General features: G+C 74.2%; 7 protein-coding genes. 1 reads left to right on the top strand and 6 read right to left on the bottom strand.

The features are described 5' to 3' along the window. The coding region (locus ACJA3G_RS21055; RefSeq protein WP_406554570.1) for a penicillin acylase family protein at positions 1-2,203 on the top strand (2,203 nt) is incomplete at its 5' end. Positions 2,204-2,248: 45 nt separating this feature from the next. Here ACJA3G_RS21055 and sigJ read toward each other — a convergent pair. From sigJ to ACJA3G_RS21025, 6 genes are all read right to left on the bottom strand, one after another. Next, positions 2,249-3,142: an RNA polymerase sigma factor SigJ gene (gene sigJ, locus ACJA3G_RS21050; protein WP_406554569.1), complete on the bottom strand. Its 894-nt coding sequence runs from the start codon at positions 3,140-3,142 to the stop codon at positions 2,249-2,251. Positions 3,143-3,186: 44 nt separating this feature from the next. Further along, the gene (locus tag ACJA3G_RS21045) at positions 3,187-4,137 is read right to left on the bottom strand and encodes an NAD-dependent epimerase/dehydratase family protein (RefSeq protein WP_406554568.1); all 951 of its coding nucleotides are present in this window, start codon (positions 4,135-4,137) and stop codon (positions 3,187-3,189) included. 137 nt (positions 4,138-4,274) lie between these two features. Further along, on the bottom strand, positions 4,275-5,834 hold the full coding sequence (locus ACJA3G_RS21040; protein WP_406554567.1) for an acyl-CoA synthetase: 1,560 nt from the start codon (positions 5,832-5,834) through the stop codon (positions 4,275-4,277). Beyond that, positions 5,831-6,940 carry an NAD(P)H-dependent flavin oxidoreductase gene (locus tag ACJA3G_RS21035; protein WP_406554566.1) on the bottom strand — a complete coding sequence of 370 codons (1,110 nt, stop codon included), beginning with the start codon at positions 6,938-6,940 and terminating at the stop codon, positions 5,831-5,833. The genes ACJA3G_RS21040 and ACJA3G_RS21035 overlap by 4 nt, the downstream gene beginning before the upstream one ends. Before the next feature lie 129 nt (positions 6,941-7,069). Further along, on the bottom strand, positions 7,070-8,620 hold the full coding sequence (locus ACJA3G_RS21030; RefSeq protein WP_406554565.1) for a phytoene desaturase family protein: 1,551 nt from the start codon (positions 8,618-8,620) through the stop codon (positions 7,070-7,072). 61 nt (positions 8,621-8,681) lie between these two features. Next, positions 8,682-9,822, bottom strand: a 1,141-nt coding sequence (locus ACJA3G_RS21025) for a tetratricopeptide repeat protein (protein WP_406554564.1), incomplete at its 5' end; no start/stop codon positions are given.

Raw genomic sequence — 9,822 nt, 5'->3', positions numbered from 1 at the left:
CGCCCAGGCCGCCGACCAGGTGTGCACCCTCGCCGACGGGTTCGTCACGCTGCGCGGGGAGCGGTCGAAGTGGTTCGGCCCGGACGCGGCCCCCGACGGCTCGCTCTCGGCGGCCACCAAGAACCTCTCCAGCGACCTGTACTTCACCTCCGTACGCGACTCCCGTACGGTCGAGAAGCTGCTGGCCACCCCCGCACCCGCCGGGCCCAGCCGGCAGTCGAGGGAGCTGATGCGCGGCTGGGCGGCGGGCTACAACGCCTGGCTCAAGCAGCACCGCGTCACCGACCCGGCGTGCCGGGGTGCGGCCTGGGTGCGCCCGGTGACCGTCACCGACGTGGCGGCGCGCGGCTTCGCGATATCCGTGCTCGGCGGCCAGGGACGCGTCACCGACGCCATCACCGCCGCCCAGCCGCCCGCGTCCGCGACCCCGCCCACGGCGCCCGACCCCGGCGAGGCGGCGAAGGCCGCCCAGCGGCTGTTCGCGGTCGACCAGGCCGACATGGGCTCCAACGCCGTCGCCTTCAGCGGAGCCGCCACCGCCGACGGGCGCGGTCTGCTCCTCGGCAACCCGCACTACCCGTGGCACGGTGGCCGCCGCTTCTGGCAGATGCAGCAGACCATCCCCGGCGAACTGAACGTCTCCGGCGCGGCCCTGCTCGGCACCGCCACCATGAGCATCGGCTTCAACGACAAGGTGGCCTGGAGCCACACCGTCGCCACCGGCGTCACCCTCAACCTCCATCAGCTGACCCTCGACCCGGCCGACCCCACCGCGTACCTCGTGGACGGCCGCTCCGAGCGCATGACCCGGCGGACCGTGACGGTCGCGGTCAAGGGCGGCGCCCCGGTGACCCGCACGCAGTGGTGGACGCGGTACGGGCCGGTGGTGACCGGGCTGGGCCCGACGGTGCCGCTGCCCTGGACCAGGGCCACGGCGTTCGCTCTCAACGATCCCAACTCCCGCAATCTGCGTGCCTCCGACACCTCGCTGGGCTTCTCCAGGGCGCGCAGCACCGACGACGTCCTCGCCTCGCTGCGCCGCACGCAGGGCCTGCCCTGGGTGAACACGGTCGCCGCCGACGCGCACGGGCACGCGCTGTTCACCCAGTCGCAGGTGCTGCCCCGGATCACCGACGACCTGGCCGCACGCTGCTCCACCCCGCTGGGCCGGGCGCTCTACCCGGCATCGGGCGTCGCCGTCCTCGACGGCTCGCGCGGCGACTGCGCCCTCGGCTCGGACCCGGACGCGCTCCAGTCCGGGGTCTTCGGGCCCGCCCGTATGCCGGTGCTCAAGGACACCGCGTACGTGGAGAACTCCAACGACAGCGCCTGGCTGACCAACGCCGGCCATCCGCTGACCGGTTATGAGCGGGTCTTCGGCAGCGTCGCCACCCCGCGCTCGCTGCGCACCCGCGGGGCCGTCGAGGACGTCTCGGCGATGGCCGCGAAGGGGCGGCTGACCGTCGCCGACCTCCAGCGCCAGGAGTTCGCCGACCGGGCGCCCGCCGGGAACCTGGCGGCGGCCGACACCGCCAGGGCGTGCGCCGCGCTGCCCGGCGGCACCGCGACGGACAGCGCCGGCCGCAGTGTCGACGTGTCGGGGGCGTGCCCGGTGCTGGCCCGCTGGGACCGTACCGTCGACGCACGGAGCCGGGGCGCGCTGCTCTTCGACCGCTACTGGCGCAGGCTGACGGCCGCGGTGCCGGCGGCCGAGCTGTGGAAGGTGCCGTTCTCCGCCGCCGACCCGGTGCACACGCCGAACACCCTCGACACGGCCAGGCCCGGGGTCGCCCGGGCGCTCGCCGACGCGGTCGGTGAACTGCGCGCGGCGGGCATCCCGCTGGACTCGGCGCTGGGCGACCACCAGTACGTGGTGCGCGGCGGCAAGCGCCTGCCCCTGTCGGGCGGGACGGAGGCGCTGGGCATCTGGAACAAGGTCGAGGGCGTGTGGGACCCGGCGCGCGGCTACACCGAGGTGTCGACCGGATCGAGCCACATCCAGGCGGTCGGCTGGGACGGCGGTCGCTGCCCCGTCGCCCGCACCCTGCTGACGTACTCCCAGTCGGAGAACGTCCGCTCGCCCCACTACAGCGATCAGACGGAGCTCTACTCGCGCGGGCGCTGGGTCACCTCGCGCTACTGCGAGCGCGACATCCTCTCCTCGCCCGCCCTGCGGGTCGTCCGGGTGCGCGAGCACCGCTGACGGCCGCGCGGCCCGCCCCTGTCCGGGCGGGCCGCGCCGGAGGGGTCAGGCCGGGACGTGGCCGAGCTTGTCGGGGTTGAGCACGACGTAGATGCCGTGGACCCGGCCGTCGCGGATGTCGAGCGAGGTGAGTTGGGAGCGGTCGTCGAGCGAGGTGAACAGGGCGGGGGCGCCGTTGACGTCGACCAGACGGGTGGCGCCGACGGTGTAGCGCTTCAGCAGTCCGGTGACGAAGGCCAGCACCTTGGCGCGGCCGATGACCGGGCGCAGGGCGGCGCGCACCCTGCCGCCGCCGTCGTTCCAGGCGACGACGTCCTCGCTGAGCAGATCGGTGAGCCCGCCGAGGTCGCCCCGCTGCGCCGCCTCCAGGAACCGGGTGAAGAGCCGCACATGGTCCTCCGCGGCGGGCCGGAAGCGTTCGCGTCCCTCCGCGAGGTGCCGGCCGCTCCGGCGGAAGAGCTGGCGGCAGTGGGCGGCGCTCAAGCCGAGGATGTCGGCGATCTCGTCGTACGGCAGCTCGAACGCCTCGCGCAGCACGAACACGGCCCGCTCGGGCGGGGTCAGCCGCTCCATGAGGTGCACGGTGGCGAAGGCGACCGTGTCGCGGAGCTCGGCGGTGTCCATCGGCCCGAGCGCGTCGGTGGCGGCCGGTTCGGGCAGCCAGGGCCCGGTGTAGGCCTCGCGGGCCACCCGAGCCGAGCGCAGCTGGTCGAGGGCGAGCCGCGACACCATCCTGATCAGGAAGGCGCGCGGCACCCTGACCTCGCCGCGGTCGGTGCCCAGCCAGCGCACACAGGCGTCCTGCACGACGTCCTCGGCGTCCCACATGGAGCCGAGGAAGCGGTAGGCGAGGCCGAGCAGCATCGGCCGGTGCCGCTCGAACTCGGCCGCGCCGCCCAAGTCCGTCGCGGTGTCCCGGTGGTGCGCCGGCGTTGCCATGCCGCCGTCCTCTCCCCTGTTCGCGCTGTTCACGGCCGTGGGTGTCACTTCGCCGCGGCCACAGTGCCATTCAACTCGACCGCCATGCCGGTGCGCCACGAGGTGTGGCGCGGGCGCCAGTCGAGGCCGAGGCGGGCGCGCGTGTTGTCGGCGCCGCGCAGCCGGGTCGTGTACGCCACTCCCCAGCCGCCGACGGCGAGCCGGGCCACGAACACGGGCAGCCGCCTCGGCGCCGGTACGCCCAGCATCCGTGCGACCTCCGGCACCCACTCGCTCATCGGGGCCGGGTCGTTGTCGACGATGTTCAGGACGCCGGTGGCGTTCTTGTCCAGGGCCGCGACGACGGCGGTGGCGGCGTCGTGGACGTGGGTGAAGGAGAAGGTGGCGGAGCCGCCGCCCACCAGCGGCAGCCGCCGGTCCCTGATGTCGCGGACGAACTGCCCGTCGGTGTCGAACGCCGTGCCGGGGCCGTAGAGGTGGCCGAAGCGCAGCACCAGACCGTTCACCTCGCCGGTGCGCCGCTCCAGCTCCCGCAGCGCGTCGAGGGAGCGCCGGAACTGCTTGGGCGGGGTGCGCCACAGCGGGGTGGTCTCGTCGGCGAGGCCGTCGCCGTCCGGGTCGTAGGCGAAGGCGACGCTCTGGGTGATGATCCGGTGGGCGCCCGCGTGCCGGGCCGCCTCGATCAGATTGCGGGTGCCCTCGGTGCGCAGCCGGTCGGTGAGGGCGAACTGCCGAGGCATTGTGCGGGGGTCGAGCCGGGGCGGGATGGCGGTGAGCAGGTGCACGACCGCGTCCGGGGCCGCCTCGCGCACGGCCCGGTCCAGCGCCCCTGCGTCGAGGGCGTCGGCCGTGACGATACGCGCGCCCGTCCCCTCCAGCACGGCGGTCCGCCCGGCCGAGCGGGACAGGGCGACCACGTCGTGGCCGACCGAGGCCAGCAGCGGGACCAGGGCCCGTCCGATGACCCCGGTGGCTCCGGCGACAAGTACACGCATGGGGGTTCCTCCCGATGTCGGTCCCGTGGGGTCATGGTCCGGCCCCACGGGAGGTTCGGCATCAGGACGGGCGAGCCCCGTCGCGCGTGACAGTCACCGGATGTGACGTGGATCACACAAGGGCCACGCTCCGTGGCTCACATCGCGCGTTCGTGGCCCTCCCAGTACGGTTCGCGCAGCCGGCGTTTGTAGAGCTTGCCGTTGGGGTCGCGCGGCATGGCCGCGATGAAGTCGACGGACTTGGGGCGTTTGTAGCCCGCGAGGCGCTCCTCGCAGTGGGCCAGGATGTCGGCGGCGAGCGCGTCCCCCGGCTCGTGCCCGGGCGCGGCCTCCACGACCGCCTTGACCTCCTCGCCCCAGTCGGTGTGCGGAATGCCGAACGCGGCGGCGTCGGCGACGGCCGGATGGCCGAGGAGCACGCCTTCTATCTCGGCCGGGTAGATGTTGACCCCGCCCGAGATGATCATGTCGATCTTGCGGTCGCGCAGGAACAGATAGCCGTCCTCGTCGAGGTAGCCGAGGTCGCCCACGGTGAAGAAGTCCCCGATGCGGTTGCTCCGGGTCTTGGTCTCGTCCTTGTGGTAGCTAAAGCCGCCGGTCGACATCTTCATGTAGACGGTGCCGAGCCGGCCCGGGGGCAGCCGCTCGCCGTCGTCGTCGAAGACCGCGAGCTCGCTGATGGGCCACGCCCTGCCGACCGTGCCCGGCTTCTTCAGCCAGTCCTCGGCGGTGGCGAACGCCCCGCCGCCCTCGCTCGCCGCGTAGTACTCCTCCACGCAGCTCCCCCACCACTCGATCATCGCCCGCTTCACATGGTCGGGGCAGGGGGCCGCGCCGTGGATGGCGTGCCGCAGCGAGCTCACGTCGTACCGTGCCCTGACCTCCTCCGGCAGCGAGAGCAGCCGGTGGAACTGGGTCGGCACCATGTGGGTGTGCGTACAGCGGTACGTGTCGATCAGGCGCAGCATCTCCTCGGGCGTCCACTTGTCCATCAGGACCAGGGGGTGCCCGATGTGCAGGGACGCGCCCGCGAACTGGAGCACGGCCGTGTGGTAGAGCGGCGAGCAGACCAGATGGACGTTGCCGTCGAACGGTCTGATGCCGAAGATGCCGAGGAAGCCGCCGAGATGGGCCTCCTCGGGCGGCTTTCCGGAGAGCGGGCGCCGGATGCCGCGCGGGCGGCCGGTGGTGCCCGAGGTGTAGTTCATGACCCACCCCTGGGTGCGGTCCTCGGGTGCGGACTCGCTCTGCCCGTCCAGGAGTCGGGCGTACGGACGGAAGCCCGCCACCTCTCCGACCGCGTACCGGCGGTCGGCCGGCAGTTCCGCCTCGTCGGCGGCGGCGGTCGCCGCGTCCGCGAACCGCTCGTGGGCGATGAGCACCCTGGCGCCCGAGTCCGCCACGATCCAGGCGATCTCGGGGCCGACCAGATGGTGGTTGACGGGCACGAGGTAGAACCCGGCCTGGGAGGCGGCCAGATAGGCGGTGAAGAACTCGACGCCGTTGGGCAGCACCACGGCGAAGGCGTCGCCCGGCCGCAGTCCTGCCGCGCGCAGCCCGTGCACCAGCTGGTTGACGGCGGCGTGCAGCCGTCCCGCCGTCCAGCGCTCGCCGTCGGGCGCGGTGAGCACCACCCGGCCGGGGTCGGCCGCGGCCTGCGCCCAGAACCCGTTGGGCGGCTGCCGGGAGTCGGTCATGACCCGCTCCTTCCCGCGATGCGGGCGATACGGTCCACGGCCTGCTCGAAGCCGCGGGTGAGGTCGTCGAAGACCTCCTGGACGCTGCGTTCGGAGTTCATCCGTCCGACGATCTGGCCGACCGGTGTGCCGAGCAGCGGCGCGACCTCGTACTTCTGGATCCGTGACAGCGCCTCGGCGACCAGCAGCCCCTGCAGCGGCATGGGCAGGGTGCCGGGGCCGCCCGGATCGTCCCAGGCGTCGGTCCACTCGGTGCGCAGCTGGCGGGCGGGCTTGCCGGTGAGGGCGCGCGAGCGGACGGTGTCGCCGGAGCCCGCCGCGAGGAGCTTGCGGGTGAGCGCGCGCGAGTGCAGATCGGCCTCGGTGGTGGTGAGCCAGAGGGAGCCCAGCCAGACGCCCTGGGCGCCGAGGGCGAGCCCGGCGGCCACCTGGGCGCCGCTGCCGATGCCTCCGGCGGCGAGTACCGGAAGCGGGCCGACCGCGTCGACGACTTCGGGCACGAGCACCATGGAGGCGATCTCGCCGGTGTGGCCGCCGGCTTCGTAGCCCTGGGCGACGACGATGTCGATGCCCGCCTCGGCGTGGTGGCGGGCGTGCTTCGCACTGCCGGCGAGCGCGGCGACCGGGACGCCGCGGGCGTGGGCCCGCTCGATCACATCGGCGGGCGGGGAGCCGAGCGCGTTGGCGAGCAGTTTGATCGGATAGTCGAAGGCGACGTCGAGCTGGTTGCGGGCGACCTGCTCCATCCACCCGGTGATGCGCCAGCCGGACACCTCGCCCTCGGCGAGTTCGGGGACCCCGTGCTTGACGAGCGTCTCGCGCACGAACTGCCGGTGCCCCTCGGGGATCATGGCCTCGACGTCGGCCTCGGTGACCCCTTCCACCTTCCGCGCGGGCATCACGACGTCGAGGCCGTAGGGCAGGCCTCCGGTGTGCTCCTGCATCCAGTCGAGGTCACGGGCGAGGTCGTCGGGGGCGGTGTAGCGGACCGCGCCGAGCACGCCGAACCCGCCCGCCCGGGTGATGGCGGCGGCCACCGCCGGGAACGGGGTGAAGCCGAAGATGGCGTGCTCCACTCCCAGTCTTCTGCTCAGCTCCGTCTGCATGGGCCGCAGGATGCCGCAGCCGGGGCGACGAGGGAAGAGATTTTCTGATGCTGCGTCAGTTTCTTTGCCCTGTGCCGTACGGGCTCTCCGGCCGGCGTCCCGGCCCGGGTGATCGCCGCCTCCTCGGCGCTACCCGCCGAGGACCGCCATCGCCGCGTTGTGACCCGGGATGCCGCTGACCCCGCCGCCCCGGACCGCGCCCGCCCCGCACAGCAGGACGTTGGGGTGCGCGGTCTCCACGCCCCAGCGCCCGGCGGACTCCTGCGCGTACGGGAAGGCGAGCGGGCGGTGGAAGATGTGGCCGCCGGGCAGCCGCAGTTCGCGCTCCAGGTCCAGCGGGGTCTTCGCCTCGATGCAGGGCCGCCCCTCGGCGTCGGTGGCCAGGCAGTCCGCGAGCGGCTCGGCCAGGTGCGCGTCCAACTGCGCCAGCGTCGCCTTCAGCAGGGCCTCGCGCGCCGTGTCGTTCTCCCGCGCGAACAGCCGTGCGGGGGTGTGCAGCCCGAACAGCGTCAGCGTGTGGTGGCCGCGCGCCGCGAGGTCCGGGCCGAGGATGGAGGGGTCGGTGAGCGAGTGGCAGTAGATCTCGCTGGGCGGCGCGGCGGGCAGCTCACCGGCCGCCGCCTGGGCGTACGCGGTGGCCAGCGCCCCGTAGCCCTCGCCGATGTGGAAGGTCCCGGCGAACGCCTCGCGCGGGTCGACCGTCGTGTCCTTGAGCCGGGGCAGCCGGGTGAGCAGCATGTTCACCTTGAGCTGGGCGCCCTCGGCGGGCTCCGGGGCCGGGCCGCCGGTGAGCGCGGCCAGGGCTTCGGGAGAGGCGTTGACCAGGACGTACCGGGCGGCCACCGTGCCCTCGCCGGCCTCCGTACGGAAGTCGACCTCTGCCTCGCGGCCGTCGGTGCGCAGCGCGGTCGCCTCGTGCCCGGTGACGATCTCCGCGCCCGCCGCCCGGGCGGCGCCCGCGAGCGCGTCGGTGAACGCGCCCATCCCGCCCACCGGCACGTCCCAGTCACCGGTGCCGCCGCCGATGACGTGGTAGAGGAAGCAGCGGTTCTGGGCGAGGGAGGGGTCGTGGGCGTCGGCGAAGGTGCCGATCAGGGCGTCGGTGAGGACGACCCCGCGCACCAGGTCGTCCCGGAAGCGCTCCTCCACGGCGACGCCGATCGGCTCCTCGAAGAGCACCCGCCACGCCGTGTCGTCCCCCAGCCGCTCGCGCAGGGCCGCGCGGGTGGGCAGCGGCTCGGTCAGCGTGGGGAAGATCCGCCCGGCGGCCCGCCGGGTCATCCGGTAGAACTCCTGCCACGCCGTGAACTCGGCGTCGGAGCCGGTCAGCCGGTGGAACGAGGCGCGGGTGCGCTCCCCGCCGCCGCCGACGAGCAGCCCGGTGGGGCGGCCGTCGCGTACCGCCGGTGTGTACGAGGAGATTGTTCGCTTGCGGACGGCGAAGCGCAGCCCCAGATCGTCGACGATTCTGTGGGGCAGCAGGGAGACGAGGTAGGAATAGCGCGAGAGCCGGGCGTCCACGCCCGCGAAGGGACGGGTCGAGACGGCCGCGCCGCCGGTGCGGCCCAAACGCTCCAGTACCAGCACCGACTTCCCGGCGCGGGCGAGGTAGGCGGCGGCGACCAGGCCGTTGTGGCCCCCGCCGACGATCACGGTGTCGTAGACCTGCTGTGCGGGCATGGCCCTTCCTAGCACGCGCCGATCACCGGCGGCCAGGGTGGCGCCGGTGATCCGCCGACCGCTACCGGCCGCCCTGACCGCCCCGGCCGCTCTCCTTGCGCAGCGACGCGACCCGGTGCTTCAGGGCCGCCGCCTCGGCGGCGCGTCCCAGCCGCTCCAGGCAGTGGGCCTCCTCGGTCCGGCTGGCGAGGGCGTCGGGGTGGTCGGCGCCGAGGACGCGTTCACGGGCGTCCGCGACCTGCCGGTAGACGGTCAGCGCCGCCTCCCAGCGCCCGAGCCAGCCGAGGCCGACGGCTGTCTCGCGCCGGCTGACCAGGGTGTCGGGGTGGTCGGGGCCCAGGACGCGTTCGCGCAGCGCGCACACGTCACGGGCCTCCACGAGGGCCTCCTCCCAGCGGGCCAGGCGCCCGAGGTTGACGCCGAGGCCGTGGCGGGCGCGCAGGGTCTCGGGGTCCTCGGGCCCGTCGACGCGGGTGCGGTCCTCCACGAGCGCGCGGTACAGCTGGAGCGCCTCGGCGCCGAGCCCCAGACGGCCGAGGGCGATACCGGTCTCGTACCGGGCGGCGAGCGTGTCGGGATGGTCGGCCCCGAGCGCGGTCGCGCGCGCCGAGGCGACTTCGCGGTAGACCTGGAGCGCCTCGATCCAGCGCCCCGACTGGCCGAGGACGTAGGCGACTTCGTAGCGGGAGACCAGGGTGTCGGGGTGCCCGGGGCCCAGCACCCGCGCCCGGTCGGCGGCGACCTCGTGCGCCACGCGCTGGGCGTCCTCCAGCCGGCCGAGGCGGCTCAGGTTGAAGGCGAGGTTGTGGCGGCAGCGCAGGGTGGCCGGATGGTCGGCGCCCATGACGCGCTCGCGGGCGGCGAGCACCGCCGCGTACATGCCGTGGGCCTCGAAGTGGCGTCCGAGGCGGCCCAGGACGTAGGCGGTCTCCTGGCGGGCGTCGAGGGTGCCCGGGTCGTCGGGGCCCAGGGTGCGGGCACGGGCCTGGGCGACGAGGCCGAACTCGCGCAGGGCGTCCGCCTCGCGCCCGGTCCGGCTCAGGGCGAAGGCCACCTCGTACTGGCTGACCAGGGTGTCGGGGTGGTCGGGGCCCAGCGCCTGGGCACGTTCGGCCGCGACCGCGCGGTGCACCTCGCCCGCCTGTGCCCAGCGGCCCGCGCGGCCCAGGGCCAGGCCCTCGCGGTGGCGGTCCGCCAGCGCG

Source organism: Streptomyces sp. YS-3 (assembly GCF_045257485.1).
Lineage (GTDB): Bacteria > Actinomycetota > Actinomycetes > Streptomycetales > Streptomycetaceae > Streptomyces.
Note: the sequence above shows the minus strand (reverse complement) of the source record. Positions and strands in the feature narration are given on the sequence as shown.